The 15,162-nt window shown below is 64.8% G+C and carries 15 protein-coding genes and 1 riboswitch; of the genes, 12 read left to right on the top strand and 3 right to left on the bottom strand.

From position 1 onward, the window contains the following. Positions 1-46: 46 nt before the first annotated feature. The gene (locus LB518_RS21750; protein WP_224579917.1) at positions 47-781 is read left to right on the top strand and encodes an SDR family NAD(P)-dependent oxidoreductase; all 735 of its coding nucleotides are present in this window, start codon (positions 47-49) and stop codon (positions 779-781) included. Between the two features lie 48 nt (positions 782-829). Here LB518_RS21750 and LB518_RS21745 read toward each other — a convergent pair whose 3' ends face one another. Next, a complete protein-coding gene (locus LB518_RS21745) occupies positions 830-1,468 on the bottom strand; it encodes a TetR/AcrR family transcriptional regulator (protein WP_224579916.1) in 639 nt (212 codons plus the stop codon). Positions 1,469-1,706: 238 nt separating this feature from the next. On the opposite strand from LB518_RS21745, the gene LB518_RS21740 reads away from it, so the two are divergent. Then, complete coding sequence (locus LB518_RS21740) at positions 1,707-2,894, top strand: TCR/Tet family MFS transporter (protein WP_224579915.1); 1,188 nt, start codon at positions 1,707-1,709, stop codon at positions 2,892-2,894. 307 nt (positions 2,895-3,201) lie between these two features. Here the strand turns inward: LB518_RS21740 and LB518_RS21735 are convergent, their stop codons facing one another. Continuing rightward, the gene (locus tag LB518_RS21735; RefSeq protein ID WP_224579914.1) at positions 3,202-3,879 is read right to left on the bottom strand and encodes an energy-coupling factor ABC transporter permease; all 678 of its coding nucleotides are present in this window, start codon (positions 3,877-3,879) and stop codon (positions 3,202-3,204) included. Between the two features lie 36 nt (positions 3,880-3,915). Beyond that, a riboswitch (cobalamin riboswitch) is annotated at positions 3,916-4,140 on the bottom strand. Between the two features lie 125 nt (positions 4,141-4,265). Between LB518_RS21735 and LB518_RS21730 the strand changes: the two genes are divergently transcribed. Together LB518_RS21730 and LB518_RS21725 are read left to right on the top strand one after the other, a co-directional pair. Further along, positions 4,266-5,576, top strand: coding sequence for an ATP-binding protein (locus LB518_RS21730; RefSeq protein ID WP_224579965.1), 1,311 nt, complete (start codon positions 4,266-4,268; stop codon positions 5,574-5,576). Next, positions 5,566-6,099, top strand: a complete 534-nt coding sequence (locus tag LB518_RS21725; RefSeq protein WP_224579964.1) for a response regulator transcription factor — start codon at positions 5,566-5,568, stop codon at positions 6,097-6,099. The genes LB518_RS21730 and LB518_RS21725 overlap by 11 nt, the downstream gene beginning before the upstream one ends. A gap of 4 nt (positions 6,100-6,103) precedes the next feature. Here the strand turns inward: LB518_RS21725 and LB518_RS21720 are convergent, their stop codons facing one another. Continuing rightward, positions 6,104-7,414: an MFS transporter gene (locus LB518_RS21720; RefSeq protein ID WP_224579963.1), complete on the bottom strand. Its 1,311-nt coding sequence runs from the start codon at positions 7,412-7,414 to the stop codon at positions 6,104-6,106. A gap of 215 nt (positions 7,415-7,629) precedes the next feature. Between LB518_RS21720 and cyoA the strand changes: the two genes are divergently transcribed. From cyoA to msrB, 8 genes are all read left to right on the top strand, one after another. Beyond that, on the top strand, positions 7,630-8,817 hold the full coding sequence (gene cyoA, locus LB518_RS21715; RefSeq protein WP_224579913.1) for a ubiquinol oxidase subunit II: 1,188 nt from the start codon (positions 7,630-7,632) through the stop codon (positions 8,815-8,817). 11 nt (positions 8,818-8,828) lie between these two features. Beyond that, positions 8,829-10,838, top strand: coding sequence for a cytochrome o ubiquinol oxidase subunit I (gene cyoB / locus LB518_RS21710; protein ID WP_224579962.1), 2,010 nt, complete (start codon positions 8,829-8,831; stop codon positions 10,836-10,838). After that, a complete protein-coding gene (gene cyoC / locus LB518_RS21705) occupies positions 10,835-11,464 on the top strand; it encodes a cytochrome o ubiquinol oxidase subunit III (protein ID WP_224579912.1) in 630 nt (209 codons plus the stop codon). Before cyoB ends, cyoC begins: the two co-directional genes overlap by 4 nt. After that, positions 11,461-11,859: a cytochrome o ubiquinol oxidase subunit IV gene (gene cyoD, locus LB518_RS21700; protein ID WP_224579911.1), complete on the top strand. Its 399-nt coding sequence runs from the start codon at positions 11,461-11,463 to the stop codon at positions 11,857-11,859. Before cyoC ends, cyoD begins: the two co-directional genes overlap by 4 nt. Further along, entirely contained in the window at positions 11,856-12,638 is a 783-nt protein-coding gene (locus LB518_RS21695; RefSeq protein WP_224579910.1) for an SURF1 family protein, read from the top strand. Before cyoD ends, LB518_RS21695 begins: the two co-directional genes overlap by 4 nt. A 118-nt stretch (positions 12,639-12,756) precedes the next feature. After that, a complete protein-coding gene (locus LB518_RS21690) occupies positions 12,757-13,893 on the top strand; it encodes a PQQ-dependent sugar dehydrogenase (protein ID WP_224579909.1) in 1,137 nt (378 codons plus the stop codon). 81 nt (positions 13,894-13,974) lie between these two features. Further along, positions 13,975-14,454 carry a MarR family winged helix-turn-helix transcriptional regulator gene (locus LB518_RS21685; RefSeq protein ID WP_502845866.1) on the top strand — a complete coding sequence of 160 codons (480 nt, stop codon included), beginning with the start codon at positions 13,975-13,977 and terminating at the stop codon, positions 14,452-14,454. A gap of 57 nt (positions 14,455-14,511) precedes the next feature. Next, complete coding sequence (gene msrB / locus LB518_RS21680; RefSeq protein WP_224579907.1) at positions 14,512-14,913, top strand: peptide-methionine (R)-S-oxide reductase MsrB; 402 nt, start codon at positions 14,512-14,514, stop codon at positions 14,911-14,913. Positions 14,914-15,162 lie beyond the last annotated feature (249 nt).

Here is a 15,162-nt window from a genome sequence, read left to right as displayed (position 1 = left end):
GTGGGCAGCCAGCCACGTGAGTGCAACCTCATTGAAGGAGCACATCATGAGCAGGCTACAAGGCAAGACGGCGGTCATGACCGGTGGCGGAAGCGGCATCGGACTGGGCGCCGCCAAGCGGTTCGTCGAGGAAGGCGCGTTCGTCTATCTTTTCGGAAGGCGACAGGACGCACTCGACGACGCCCTCGCCCAATTGGGAAGCTCGGCGCGGGCCGTGCAGGGTTCGGTGGCCGATCCGGCCGATCTCGACCGATTGTACCAGGCCGTCAAGGACGAGCGCGGCAGTCTCGACATCGTCTTTGCCAATGCCGGCACCGGAAATCTGGCGCCACTCGGCGAGATCACTTCCGAGCAGTTTGACGAGACCTTCAATGTCAATGTGAAGGGGCTGCTGTTCACGGTCCAGAAGGCGTTGCCTTTGATGGCGGCCGGCGGATCGATCATCCTGACCGGTTCGAGCGCCGGGGTGATGGGGGCGCCGCAGTTCAGCGTCTACAGCGCCAGCAAGGCGGCCATCCGCAATCTGGCGCGGAGCTGGGCGCTCGATCTGCGCGGAACGGGCATCCGCGTCAATGTGCTGTCGCCGGGCCCGACCAAAACGGAACTGGCGCTGCAGGTGGTCGGTGAGGACGCGATGATGGAACTCGGCGCCTCGACGCCACTCGGGCGTATCGGCGACCCGTCGGAGACCGGAGCGGTGGCTGCGTTTCTCGCCTCTGCTGACAGCAGCTTCATGACCGGTGGTGAGATCTTCGTCGACGGTGGTCTGGCGCAGGTCTGAGGCCAGCGCGCCAGCGGCTTCGATGAACGCGGCTCGCGGCAGCCGCGTCTAGCAATAGGGCGTGCCCGCCATCGCGGCGAGCACGCCGACGGTTCCCTGGTCGACAATGCCGAGAAGGGCAGAGCTCGCATCCTCGGCGTCGCCTGTTTGCCGGAATATCCGGTGCGCCTCGGCGAAGGCCGTCGACCAGACGGCCAGGAGCAAGGCGGCGGCCAGTCGGGCATCGGGGTCGCCGGATGCGCGTCCGGCGGTCTCGGCCAGCGCCGACGCCACGACCTCGGCAAGCTCGTCGCGAATGGCCCGCGCCCGTGCCTTCAGGGTCTCGCTTGCCTCGATCGTCCTGACGAAATTCTGGCTCTCGGGCGAGAAGACGACATAAGGGGCCCGTTCCGCCACGAGCCGATGCGCGAGTTGTCGGAGCGCCTCGATGGGCGTGGTGGCGCCATCCCCGTCACGGAGCGCGCTGCGCAGCACCTCCCGCCCCTCCTCTTCGCGATCGAAGAACATGTCCTCCTTGCGGGGAAAATGGTTGAACACCGTCATCCGCCCGACATCGGCGGCCTCGGCGATATCGTCCACTGTGACGGCCTCGAAACCCCGTTCCCAGAACAGCCGCGTGGCCGCGTTGGAAATGGCCTGACGGGTGGCCAGACGCTTGCGCGTTCGACGGTCGATCGGCTCGGACATGCGTTTCGGATATCACCCATTTTATACCGAGTACAGGTTCGTCTTGACGCGAACTGCCAGCCACCTTATCAGAAATAGACTCAGTCTATTTTTATGACGCGTACATTTCGTGTTGAAAGGCGAACCCGATGAAGTCAATCGAGCTCGGCCGGCAAGCCTCAGCGGCGGCTCGCGCGGATGCCGAGACCGGCGTCACTCGACCGACCGGGCCCGTCCCGGCGACCGCCGGATGCTTGCCTTGAACCGATCCCTCGTCGTGATCTTCGCCGCCGTCCTGATCGATGCGATCGGGATCGGCCTTATCTTCCCGATCCTGCCGCGCCTCCTTGCCGAAGTCGAGCACACGGCGGACATCGCGCCGTATATCGGCATCCTGGCGGCGCTCTATGCCGCTATGCAGTTCGTCTTCGCCCCCGTGCTTGGGTCACTGAGCGATAGGCTCGGTCGACGGCCGGTGCTGCTCGTTTCGCTGGCGGGCGCGACCGTCAACTATCTCATCATGGCATTCGCGCCGCAGCTCTGGATGCTGGTTTTGGGGCGGGCCATCGCCGGCCTCACCAGCGCCAATATCTCCGTCGCCTCGGCCTATATCACCGACATCTCCACGAAGGACCAGCGCGCCGGGCGCTTCGGCCTGTTCAACGCGATGTTCGGGGCCGGTTTCATCATCGGACCCGTGCTCGGCGGCGTGCTCGGAGACGCCTGGCTGCGGCTCCCGTTCATCGCAGCCGCCGCACTGACAGCCGGCAATCTCCTGCTCGCCTTGCTGATGCTGCCGGAATCGCGCCTACAGAGCAGAAGCAAGCTGACCGTCGCCGCGTTCAACCCGCTTCTGCCGCTGCGCTGGCTGTTCTCGATGCCGCCGCTGCTGCCGATCGTCCTGGTTTTCTTCATCCTGGCCGGCGGAGGAGAGGCCTATGGCATCTGCTGGGCATTGTGGGGCTCCGACACGTTTGGCTGGAACGGCGCCTGGATCGGCTTGTCGCTCGGGGCCTTCGGCGTCTGCCAGACTCTGGTCCAGGCCTTTCTGCCCGGCCCGGCAGCCCGGCTGCTCGGCGAGCGCGGCGCCGTCCTGGTCGGGACCTCCTGCTCGGCGGCAGCCCTCGTCGTCATGGCCCTCGCCAGAGAGAGCTGGGTCATCTTCGCCATCATGCCGTTCTTCGCCCTTGGCGGCATCGGTATCCCCGCGTTCCAGGCGCTCGCCACCCGGCGCGTCGGCGAGAGCCAGCAAGGCCAGTTCCAGGGGGTGCTCGCCTCGATCGTCAGCCTCGCCTCGATCGTCGCTCCACTCGGATTCTCGACATTCTATATTGCCGTGCAGCCATTCTGGCCTGGCGCCATCTGGCTGCTCGTCGCCGCGGTCAATCTCGCAGCGGTGCCCCTGGTCGTGCTCGGAACACGGCCGACCCGAACGGCAACGAACTGATGGTCTGGCGCGTCTAAATCAGATCAGCGACAAGCCGGTCGGGAGGCTGATGGTCTGGGATATGGGCCGCACGACGCATGGCGGCGACGTGGAACTTCGTCTTCAACCTCGTCTAGCTGGCGGTCGTCCTGTTCCTCTGCGCCTCCGGTATCGTCATGTTTTACGATGGCGGGCATCGCTCATCTGCGTGCTCACGGCCGACATGCTGGTGCTGACCCGCGTGCCGGCCCCGAAGCGCGCCTTCTCCTGAGCCGGCCTGGGATGGCGGCGACGCGCGCCGCCATCCCTTTCATGGGAGCTTGAGCCGTCAGGCCGCCTCGAACAGCCGGCGCTCGAACAGCGGGTTCCCCTTCAGGCGGTGCAGCGTCTTGGCAGCCGCGAGAACCACGAGATCCACCAGCGGCTCGATGATGATCACCGGCATATAGGCGCCGCCGAAGGATGCGATCGCGGCGGTGTTGTCCGCTGTGAAGCCATGGCCATAGAACGCCCAGAAGGCCACCCACGCGACGATCCCAGCCTGGTAGGTGGTCGAGAGGGCAAGCGCCTGACGATATTTGAGCTCAACATAAGGCGTTCCCGCAGCGATGACCCGCGGGGCCAGCGCCGATAGGGCAAACAGCGGCACCAGGAGCGTCGTGACGTTCATGCCATATTGCGGCAGATCGAACGGCGCGAAGAAGAGTCCCTGGATCAGCAGGCCGAGGGCGAGGCCGATCGCCGCCGGGGCCGCGCCGAAGACCAGGAACAGCGTCGACCCGAGAATGAGATGGACCTCGGAAACGCCGACCGGATAGTGCGGCAGGATCTCGAAGAAGGCGAAGACGAGCGCGGTCGTCGCGCCGCTGCGGGCCAGGAGCGAAAGCGGTCCGCGCGCTCGGATCGTCTCGGCCGCCAGCTTCAGCGCGTAGCCGCCGGCGCCGGCAGCCGTGACATAGCTCAGCCAGATCTTGCTACTGTCGACCAGTCCAGGTTCGATATGCATGGGGTATCTCCGTTTGCCGTCCCACCGACGGCTTCAGTTGAACACATGCACAGGGTCGGTCTCCTGACTCGCGGTTCATCACAGCCTGCCGCCTTCCCGGATCTCGCCGCTTTGGACGAGATCCAGTGGCAATCGGCAGGTCGCTCGCCGCTCACAGTCGCGGGGGCGGTCGAGGCTTCGGGCAAATGTGCCCTTCCTCGTTCCCTATCGGCCGGTATCCCTTTCCGAATCTCGGCCGAAACCTTGTGCAGGGCCAGCAGGCGCCGACGACGCCTTCGCGTCAAGCGCGCCCTTGACATCGCACCCCGATTTCGCGCTTTCCCCCAGAGGAAGCCGACGGGCGGTGAATCGCATGGCGTATGGTTGTCATAGCGCCGGTCGGCGACATGTTGCAGCGGGGCAGGTTCGGGAGAACGGCGATCCAGGCGCGCGATATCACCAACAAGAAGAACCTGCTGCTGCTGGTCCAGCTGCGCTGGCTGGCGGTCATCGGCCAGGTGCTGACGATCCTCTATGTTCATTTCGTGCTGGCGATCGCCCTGCCGCTCGCCGCGATGGCCGCCGTGCTCGGCTTTCTGGTTCTGCTCAACATCATCAGCCTGTTGCGCCAGTCGCGGCGGCAGGCGATCTCCAATTCCGAGCTCTTTTTGGAGCTGATGCTCGATGTCGGCGCGCTCACCCTTCAGCTCTATCTGAGCGGCGGCGCCTCCAATCCGTTCGTGTCGCTTTATCTGCTGCAGGTGATCCTCGGCGCCGTGCTCGTCGACGCCTGGTCGGCATGGATGCTGGTGCTCGTCACCTCCGGATGCTTCCTGTTCCTCACGGTCAGTTTCCGCGCCCTCGACATGCCGCATGCCCATGGCGAACTGCTCGGCCTGCATATCCAGGGCATGTTCATCTGCCATGTCCTCGCCGCCACATTGCTGGTGTTCTTCGTGACCCGCATCCAGCACAATCTGAAGGCGCGCGATTCCCGCCTCGCGGAACTGAGACAACGCTCGGTGGAGGAGGATCATATCGTGCGGATGGGCCTGCTCGCATCGGGCGCGGCCCATGAACTCGGCACGCCGCTTTCGACCCTCTCGGTGATCCTCAGCGACTGGCAGCGGATGCCACAGCTTGGCGCCGATCCCGAGATCGCCGGGGAGATCGCGGAGATGCAATCGCAGCTCGACCGCTGCAAGGCGATCGTCTCGGGCATCCTGATCTCGTCGGGCGATGCGCGCGGCGAGGGCACGATCCGCACGACGGCGACACGGTTCCTGGACGAGACGGTTGGCGAATGGCGCGAGAGTCGGTCGCCGGCCGTGATCGATTATTCGAACCTGATCGAACCGGATGCCGCCATCATCTCCGATACAGCCCTGAAGCAGGTGATCTTCAACATTCTCGACAACGCCCTGGAGGCGTCGCCCGGATGGATCGGCGTCGTGACGGGGCGACAGGCCGACACGATCGTCATCGCCGTCTCGGATGCCGGGCCCGGCTTCGAGCCCGACATGCTCGAAACCATCGGCAAGCCCTACCGATCCAGTAAGGGACGGCCGGGCGGGGGCCTCGGGCTGTTCCTGGTCGTGAACGTCATCCGCAAGCTCGGCGGCACGGTGGCGGCGGAAAACGGCGCCGATGGCGGCGCCTGCGTGACGCTTGCGCTGCCGCTCGCCTCGCTCGCGACGGGAGGCCATCCTGAACACTGAACAGCCGCTTCTGATCGTCGAGGACGATGCGTCCTTTGCCCGCGCGCTTCGCCGCTCGCTCGAACGGCGCGGCTTCATTGTGCATCAAAGCGATGGCATCGAGGGCATCCGCACGCTGCTCGAAACCGTGACACCGCATTATGCGGTCGTCGACCTCAAGCTTGCTTCCGGATCCGGCCTCGAATGCGTCGCACTGCTGCATGCACATGATCCGACGATGCGCATCGTCGTCCTGACGGGCTTTGCCAGCATCGCCACCGCCGTCGAAGCGATCAAGCTCGGCGCCTGCCACTATCTGCCGAAGCCGTCGAACACCAACGACATCATCGCCGCCTTCGAACGGGCAGATGGCGACAGCTCGGTCGCGCTGACGCAGCGGCCGACCTCGATCAAGAATCTCGAATGGGAGCGCATCCACGAGACGCTAGCCGAGACCGGATTCAACATCTCGGAAACCGCGCGTCGGCTCGGCATGCACCGTCGGACCCTCGCGCGGAAGCTCGAGAAGTCCCGGGTGAAATGAGCCGCTAGCGCCGGGAGGCCATTTCGAGCCGGCGGTTCGCACCGAGCGCCAGCAGCGTGCACACGGCGCCAGACAAGAGATAGAGACCCGAGGAGATCAGGCCGAGATGGCTCGAGAGGTAGAGCGCGACGAAGGGTGCGAAACCCGCGCCGAACAGCCAGGCAAGATCCGCCGTCAGCGCCGCACCGGTATAGCGATAGGCGGGCGAGAAATTCGAGGCGAGCGCGCCCGATGACTGGCCGAAGGAAAGGCCGAGCAGCAGGAAGCCGACAACCATGAAGACCGCCTCGCCGACAAGACCGCTGTCGAGCAGTTGCGGTGCGAAGCCGCTGAAGACGGCGATCGCCACGGCGCAGGTGCCGAGCAGCGCCGTACGGCCGAACCGGTCGGCGAGAAACCCTGACGCGAAGATCGAGGCGACGCCGACGATGCCTGCAAGCGCCTCGATATAGAGGAAGCGTGCCGGCAGTTCGCGCGTGAACAGGAACACCCAGGACAGCGGAAACACCGTCACCATGTGGAACAAAGCGAAGCTGGCAAGCGGCGCGAAGGCCCCGATCAGGACGGTGCGTCCCTCGGCCTTGAGCGTTGCGCGGACGCGGGCCGGCTGCAGCTCGCGCGTCTCATAGAGCGCCGCATATTGCGGCGTCACGACGATGCGAAGCTTGGCAAACAGGGCGACGACATTGATCGCGAAGGCGACGAAGAAAGGATAGCGCCAGCCCCAATCGAAGAAATCCGCTGCCGAGAGATGGCCGACGAAATAGGCGAACAGCGCGCTCGCGATGATGAGGCCGACCGGCGCGCCGAGCTGCGGGATCATCGCATACCAGCCGCGGCGGGCGTCGGGCGCGTTCAGCGCCAGCAGCGAGGCAAGCCCGTCCCACGAGCCGCCCCAGGCGAGGCCCTGGCCGATGCGAAGGCCGGCGAGGAGCCAAGCCGAGGCAACGCCGATCTGCGCATGGCCGGGCAGGAACGCGATAGCGACCGTTGATATGCCGAGCAGCAGCAGGGCCACCGTCAGCTTGAGGCCGCGGCCATATTGACGGTCGATCGCCGTGAACAGCACCGTGCCGACCGGCCGCGCGATGAAGGCGAGCGCGAAGATCGCGAAGGAATAGAGTGTCCCCGTCAACGGATCGAACTGCGGGAAGACCAGCTTCGGGAAGACCACGACGGACGCGATCGCATAGACGAAGAAATCGAAGAACTCCGACGCACGCCCGATGATGACGCCAATCGCGATCTCGCCCGGCTCGACCGAACCGTGGCGCGCGTGGATGCGCACCGCGTCGTTCTCGGCTTCCGTCGCCATCGGCGTCGCGGTCGGCGTTGACGTCGCCGTCTCAGCAATCATCTCAGATCCGTTCCTTGGTCGGCGCCGATCATGCGGCAAGAGTCCTCCCTGCCATCCTGACTTTCTGTTCCCTGACGCCCTCGGCGGGCATTGGACAAATTGTCCAGTCCCGCATTTGCTGCGCTGCATCTAGTTGTCTCGGGCATGCGATGCATCCCGGACAGGTCCGAACAGTGAGCCGATTTCGTTCCCTAGCCTTGCTGCCGGCAGCGCTGCTGCTCGGCGGCTGCAATATGGTCGTCCTCGCACCATCAGGCGATGTGGCGGTGCAGCAGCGCGATCTCATCATCGTCTCGACTGTGCTGATGCTGCTGGTCATCGTGCCCGTGATGGCGCTGACCGTGCTGTTTGCCTGGCGCTACCGACACACCAATAAGGCGGCAAACTATCAGCCCGACTGGGATCATTCGACCCAGTTCGAGCTGGTGATCTGGGCGGCGCCGCTCTTGATCATCATCTGCCTCGGTGCCGTCACCTGGATGGGCACGCATCTGCTCGATCCCTATCGCCCGCTCGATCGTCTGGCCTCCGGCCAGCCCGTCACGCAGGAAATGGCGCCGCTCCGTGTCGAGGTGGTGGCGCTCGACTGGAAATGGCTCTTCATCTATCCGGATTACGGCATTGCCACCGTCAACGAACTCGCGGCCCCCGTCGACCGGCCGATCGACTTCAGCATCACCTCGTCCGCCGTGATGAACTCGTTCTTCATCCCCGCGCTTGCCGGCCAGATCTACGCGATGCCCGGCATGCAGACCAAGTTGCACGCCGTGATCAACAAGCCTGGAACCTATGAGGGCTTCTCGGCCAACTACAGCGGCGCCGGCTTCTCGCAGATGAAGTTCGCCTTCCACGGAATGAGCAACGCGGATTTCGAAACCTGGACCGCCGATGGCAAGAAGGCCGAGGGCGAACTCGATCGCGCGACCTATCTCCAGCTGGAGCAGCCGAGCGAGAACGCTCCCGTCCAGCGCTTCGCCTCCGTCGATCCCGATCTCTATCGCCGCATCCTCAACCGCTGCGTCGAGCCGGGCAAGATGTGCATGAGCGAGATGATGGCGATCGATGCCAAGGGCGGGCTCGGCATGGCCGGCATCTACAACGTCCTGCCGCTGGAATATGACAAGTACCGCCGCCGCGGCAGCGTGCTCGGCACGGAGCCGGGCTATGTGGCCAGCATCTGCACGCCCGAAGAGGCCGCCGCAATGATGGCGAGCCGGTCCCTGCCGGCCTCCGTCCCCGCCGGCGCGCCGCTCACCGGCTCCGGCCTCCGCCTCCCCGGCACGATCGTTCCCGGCTTCACGCCGGCCCGCGTCCCGTCGCTCTCCCTCCTGACCGGCGAGCGCCAACCGACGAACTCATGACCCCCGCCCCCATGTCCGATCATTCCCCCATCATCCACGCGATCTTCGGCCGCCTGACGCTTGAATCGCTGCCGCTGAACGAGCCGATCGTCGTTGGCACGTTCATCGTCGTCGCGCTTGGCGGGCTCGCCCTCCTCGGCGCGATCACCTATTTCAAGCTCTGGGGCTATCTCTGGCGCGAGTGGTTCACCAGCGTCGACCACAAGCGGATCGGCATCATGTATATGGTGCTCGGCATCATCATGCTGCTGCGCGGCTTTTCCGACGCGATCATGATGCGGCTGCAGCAGTCGATCGCATTCGGCGGCAGCCAGGGCTATCTCGACAGCCATCACTACGATCAGATCTTCACCGCCCACGGCGTGATCATGATCTTCTTCGTGGCGATGCCGCTCGTCACGGGGCTGATGAACTTCATCGTGCCGCTGCAGATCGGCGCACGCGACGTCTCATTCCCCTTCCTCAACAATTTCAGCTTCTGGATGACCGCCGCCGGCGCCGTCATCGTCATGATGTCGCTGTTCATCGGCGAGTTCGCACGCACGGGCTGGCTGGCCTATCCACCTCTCTCCAATATCGGCTACAGCCCCGATGTCGGCGTCGACTACTATATCTGGGCGCTGCAGGTGGCGGGTGTCGGGACATTGCTGTCAGGTGTCAATCTCATCTGCACGATCGTGAAGATGCGCGCGCCCGGCATGACGATGATGAAGATGCCGATCTTCACCTGGACTGCGCTCTGCACCAACATCCTGATCGTCGCGGCCTTCCCGGTGCTGACCGCCGTGCTCGCGCTCCTGTCGCTCGACCGCTATATCGGCACCAACTTCTTCACGAACGACTTCGGCGGCAATCCGATGATGTACGTGAACCTCATCTGGATCTGGGGCCATCCCGAGGTCTATATCCTGATCCTGCCCGTCTTCGGCATCTTCTCGGAAGTCACGGCGACCTTCTCTCGCAAGCGCCTCTTCGGCTATACGTCGATGGTCTATGCAACGGTCGTGATCACCGTCCTCTCCTATCTCGTCTGGCTGCACCACTTCTTCACGATGGGCTCCGGCGCCAGCGTGAACTCCTTCTTCGGCATCACGACGATGATCATCTCGATCCCGACGGGCGCGAAGATGTTCAATTGGCTGTTCACGATGTATCGCGGCCGCATCCGCTTCGAACTGCCGATGATGTGGACGCTCGCCTTCATGCTGACCTTCGTCATCGGCGGCATGACCGGCGTTCTGCTCGCGGTGCCGCCGGCGGATTTCGTGCTGCACAACTCGCTGTTCCTCGTCGCGCATTTCCACAATGTCATCATCGGCGGCGTGCTGTTCGGCCTCTTTGCCGGCATCAGCTACTGGTTCCCGAAGGCGTTCGGCTTCAAGCTCGATCCGTTCTGGGGCAAGATGTCGTTCTGGTTCTGGGTCGTCGGGTTCTACTTCGCCTTCATGCCGCTCTATGTGCTCGGCCTGATGGGCGTGACGCGGCGCCTGCGCGTGTTCGATGATCCCGCGCTGCAGATCTGGTTCGTCATCGCAGCGTTCGGTGCCGTCCTGATCGCGCTCGGCATCCTGTTCTTCCTGATACAGATCGGGGTCAGCATCCGCCGCCGCGAGAGCCTCCGCGACACGACCGGCGACCCCTGGGACGGCCGCACGCTGGAATGGGCGACCTCATCACCGCCGCCCGACTACAATTTCGCCTTCACGCCGGTCGTGCATGACAATGATGCCTGGTGGGACATGAAGAACCGCGGCTACAGGCGGCCCGAGAGCGACTTCAAGGCGATCCTGATGCCGCGCAACACCGGCACCGGCGTGATCCTTGCCGGGTTCAGCATCGCGCTCGCCTTCGGCCTGATCTGGTACATCTGGTGGCTGGCGGCGATGAGCTTCGCGGGGCTGCTGGCCGTCGCGATCGGTCATACCTTCAATTATGCCCGCGACTTCCGTATCCCGGCTGAAACCATCCTCGCGACCGAGACCGCGCGAACCCGCCTTCTGGCCGCGGAGGCGACGCGATGAGCGACACCGCCCTGACCACGCCGCAAGGCGCACCGCTGTTCCACCTCGCCGACGAGCATGAGCACGAGGAGGGCGGCAGCACCGCGCTCGGTTTCTGGATCTATCTGATGAGCGATTGCCTCATCTTTGCGATCCTGTTCGCGACCTTCGGCGTGCTCGGTGGCAGCTATGCCGCCGGCCCCTCGCCGAAGGACCTGTTCGACCTGCCGCTCGTCGCGCTCAACACGTCGATGCTGCTTCTGTCCTCGATCACCTATGGCTTTGCTATGCTGGCGATGCAGCGCGGCCGCTCCGGCCAAGTGCAGGCCTGGCTCGCGGTGACCGGACTGTTCGGCCTCGCCTTCCTCTCGATCGAGCTCTATGAGTTCGCGCATATGATCCACGAGGGCGCGACGCCGCAGCGCAGCGCCTTCCTGTCGTCCTTCTTCACGCTGGTCGGCACGCATGGCCTGCATGTCACCTTTGGCCTGATCTGGCTGGTGACCCTGATGGTCCAGGTGAAGAAGCGCGGACTGATCGCGGCCAACCAGCGCCGGCTATCCTGCCTCAGTATGTTCTGGCACTTCCTCGACGTCATCTGGATCGGCGTCTTCACCTTCGTCTATCTCATGGGGATGCTGCGATGAGCTCGACCGCTGACGCCGCGCCTGCTGCGACCCACTCGCATGGCCATAGCCATAGCCATGAGCATGCCGCGCATCCGCAGGGCACGCTGAAGAGCTATGCCATCGGCTTCGTGCTGTCGGTGATCCTGACGGCGATCCCGTTCTGGCTCGTGATGAGCGGCGCATTGCCGATGCAGGCGACGGCGATCACCATCATCGGTTTCGCCGTGGCGCAGATCCTCGTGCATATGATCTGCTTCCTGCACATGAACATGAAATCTGAGGGCGGCTGGTCGATGATGGCCCTGCTGTTCACGCTGATCCTTGTTGTCATCGCGCTCAGCGGATCGCTGTGGGTCATGTATCATCTCAACACCAACATGATGCCCGGCCACGACATGAGCCAGATGCCATGACTTCAAGCAGCGGCCCCGGCGCTCCGCATGGGGGCGCGGGACCGCAGATACCTCCGGCCGCTGCCGTTCCCCGGCGGCGGCTGACGGCTCTGATCGTTGCCGGCTGTTGCGCCGTGCTGGTTCTGACGGCGCTCGGCACCTGGCAATTGCAGCGTCGAAGCTGGAAGCTCGATCTCATCCACAAGGTCGAGCAACGGGTCGATGCCGCGCCCGTCGCGGCGCCTGACCCCGCAGCCTGGCCGATGATCAATGCGCGCGACGACGCCTATCGCCACGTCGCGCTTTCGGGCCGGTTTCTCAACGATCGCGAGACCCTCGTGCAGGCCGTGACCGAACGCGGCTCCGGCTTCTGGGTCATGACGCCGTTTGCGACCGACTGGGGGTTCACGGTGCTCGTCAATCGCGGCTTCGTGCCCGGCGACCGGCGCGATCCCGCGACGCGGCGTGAGGGGCAGATTGCCGGCGACACAGCGTTTGCCGGGCTGATGCGGATGTCGGAGCCGGGCGGAGCCTTCCTGCGCGCCAACGATCCGGCTGCCGGACGCTGGTATTCGCGCGACGTCGCTGCCATCGCGGCGGCGAAAGGGCTTGGCCCGGTCGCTCCCTATTTCGTCGATGCCGACGCGACGGAAAATCCCGGCGGCTTGCCGGTCGGTGGCCTCACCGTCATCGCCTTTCCCAACAATCACCTCATCTATGCCCTCACATGGTTCGGCATGGCCATCCTGCTCGCAGGCGCGCTGGTCCATGTGGTCCGCAGCGAGCGGCGCGCCCGCTGAGCGATCCTCGCGCCGACGTCACGCCTTTGTGTGGGGACGGCGCGCAAACGCGACCTATCTCCTGGGATCATCACCGTCACGTCCGTGAACTGACGCGCAAGCGACGCATTGAGGTCCCATGAAGCCGATCGCAACAGCCGCCCTGCTGCTCCTCTTCGTGACGAGCGCCCACGCCGCCAGTGTCAATGCCGGCAACCATCAGCCAAGCCCAACCAAGCCCTTTGCGGCGGAAGAATTGGCCAGCTTCGACACGCCCTGGGCGCTCGCCTTCCTGCCTGACGGGCGGATGCTCGTCACCGAGAAGCCCGGTCATCTCTTTCTGGTGACGCGGGACGGCAAGAAGACGCCGATCGGCAATGTCCCGGCCGTCGCGGCGCAAGGGCAGAACGGCCTGCTCGACATCGCGCCATCGCCCAATTTCCGCAGCGACCATATCGTCTATCTGACCTATGTCGCGCCCGAAGGCAGCGGTGGCACGCTGACGCTTGCGCGCGCGAAGCTCACCGTCGCGGGAACGCAGGGCAGCCTCGACGCGCTTTCCGTGATCTGGCGGCAGACGCCCGAAGGTGGCGGCGGCCAGCCGGGCGGCATCATCGCGTTCGATCCTGATGGCACGCATCTCTTCCTGACGGTCGGTGACCGCATGCGTCCCCAGAGTGCGCAGAATCCGGACGAGGCGCGCGGCAAGGTGTTGCGGCTGACCCTCGATGGCAAGGCCGCTCCCGATAATCCCGATGCCGCGGCAGGCGGCGTGCGCGCCGAGACCTGGACTACAGGGCACCGCAACCCCTACGGCCTCGCCTTCGCGCCCGACGGCGCCCTGTGGCTGAACGAGATGGGACCGCGTGGCGGCGACGAACTCAACCTGATCGAGCCGGGCAAGAACTATGGCTGGCCGATCGTCTCGAATGGCGACAACTATAACGGCACCCCGATCCCGCGCCATGCCACGCGGCCGGAATTCGCCGCGCCGCCGCTCTACTGGAACCCGGTCATCGCACCGGCTGGCCTCGTCTTCTATGAGGGCGGCATGTTCCCGCAATGGCGCGGATCGGCGTTCATCGGCGGCCTCGCCGCGACCGCGCTGGTGCGCGTCAGTTTTGACGGCAACGGAAACGCAGATGAGGCCGAACGCTGGGATATGGGGGCCCGCATCCGCGATATCGCTGTTGCGCCCGATGGCGCGCTCTGGCTGATCGAGGACGACAGTCCCGGCCGCCTGTTACGGCTCGTGCCGGCCCGTTCGCCCTCCTAGGAGACGGTGCGCACGACGACTGGGCCGCTTGCGATTGTCTCGTGCGCGATCTATCTCAGAAGACGATCAGCACGGAGCGCCATGATGACCACGAGCAGGGACGCCGCTTCATCGGGCACATCGGGCACGGCACCGCGCCTCGATGACTTCGTCTGTTTCGCGCTTTATTCCGCGAGCCACGCCTTCAACAAGATCTATCGGCCGCTCCTGCAGCCACTCGGGCTCACCTATCCGCAATATCTCGTGATGATCGTCCTGTGGGAACGGGATGGGCAGACCGTCGGCGCTCTGGGCGACCGGATCATGCTTGAATCGAGCACGCTGACGCCACTTCTGAAGCGGCTTGAAGCCAACGGCCTCGTCACCCGTCTTCGGGATGCGTCCGACGAGCGCCAGGTCCGGATTCACCTGACGGATCGTGGGCAAGCCTTACGCCATGAAGCCGAGGCTGTTCCTGCCTGCATTGCCGAAAGATCGGGGCTCGACATCGCCGAAGCCGGTCGTCTCACGGCAGCCGTATCGGCATTGCGCGATGCCTTGCGGCTGCACGGCGAGGACTGATGCCGACGCGGCGCTCACACCCCATATAAAGCAAGAACCCGTATCGAGGAGACCATCATGCTGACGACGCCGTTTCCTGTCACCCACAGCGACGACGAATGGAAGAAGCTGCTGACGCCCGAGCAATATCGGGTGATGCGGCAGCATGGGACCGAGTATCCAGGCAGTTGCGCGCTGCTGCATGAGAAGCGGCCCGGAACGTTTTTCTGCGCCGGTTGCGGCCAGGCGCTCTTCGCTGCTGACGGCAAGTTCGAGAGCGGCACCGGCTGGCCAAGTTTCAACGACCCGATCGAGGGCGCGGTCGAGACCACTGTAGACCGCAGTCACGGCATGGTCCGGACTGAGTGCCACTGCTCGCAATGCGGCAGCCATCTCGGCCATGTCTTCGAGGATGGCCCGGCGCCGACCTATCTGCGGTATTGCATCAACGGCGTCGCGATGAACTTCGAGCCCGCCTGATCGTCCCAGACGGCCCCGTGCCCCGGCCGAGCCTCGCCTGCAGACGCTACGGCGGTCCGCTGAAGGGCGGGATGTGATCACGCGATAGCGTCGCGATTTCAAGATTGCCGAGGGCGGCTGGGTCAACCCGCCGCATCGTGGCCTGATCGCGTTTGCTCTCGGGACTGTCAAGCGATGCCGCCGCGATACGGGATGTCGCGGCGGCAATTCTCGGCTATTCATGCTAGGTGGTCGCTTCGCCGTCGCGCC

Source organism: Mesorhizobium sp. BR1-1-16 (assembly GCF_020165495.1).
Lineage (GTDB): Bacteria > Pseudomonadota > Alphaproteobacteria > Rhizobiales > Kaistiaceae > Kaistia.
The sequence above is the reverse complement of the archived record's forward strand: the minus strand, read 5'-3'. Positions and strand labels throughout refer to the sequence as shown.